We start from the raw sequence: 776 nt of genomic DNA on the forward strand, positions 1-776 counted from the left end.
GGGCCCAGTACCAGACCCAGCAACAGCGGCGCACCTTCACACTTCAGTTTGGTCCAGATATAACCGATGATGCCAAAGATACCCATGACGTAAATATCAAACGCGTTGTAGTTCAGCGAGTACACACCGATCGTGCAGAACAGCAAAATGGCCGGGAACAGGACACGGTAAGGCACTTTGAGCAGTTTGACCCACAGGCCCACCAGCGGCAGGTTCAGCACCACCAGCATCAGGTTACCAATCCACATGGACACGATCAGACCCCAGAACAACTCGGGGTGGCTGCTCATGACCTGAGGACCGGGCTGGATGTTGTGAATCGTCATGGCACCCACCATCAGGGCCATCACGGCGTTACCGGGAATACCCAGGGTCAGCAAGGGAATGAACGAGGTTTGTGCCGCCGCGTTGTTGGCCGACTCGGGGCCGGCCAGACCGGCCGGATGACCCTTGCCAAAACGCTCGGGGGTTTTGGAGATTTTCTTCTCCAGGGTATAAGAGGCAAAGGAAGACAGCACCGCACCGCCACCAGGCAAAATACCCAGGGCCGAACCCAGCATGGTACCGCGCAAGACGGCCGGACCGGCTTCTTTGAACTCTTGCTTGTTGGGATACAGGGTACCGAGTTTGTCGGTAATATCAACACGGTTTTCTTTTTGTGCCAGGTTGTTCATGATCTCGGCCAGACCGAACACACCCATGGCCACCACGGCAAAGTCGATACCGTCTTGCAGTTCGGGAATGCCAAAGTCAAAACGGGCCACACCCGAGTTCAC

The 776-nt window shown here is 56.2% G+C and carries 1 protein-coding gene; it reads right to left on the reverse strand.

From position 1 onward, the window contains the following. Nucleotides 1-776 (reverse strand): tripartite tricarboxylate transporter permease (locus tag KU392_RS14235; protein WP_217735614.1); only part of this gene is annotated, 776 nt, incomplete at both ends.

Origin of the sequence: Advenella alkanexedens, assembly GCF_019132845.1 — a bacterium.
In the GTDB taxonomy this organism is placed as follows: Bacteria; Pseudomonadota; Gammaproteobacteria; order Burkholderiales; family Burkholderiaceae_B; genus Advenella; species Advenella alkanexedens.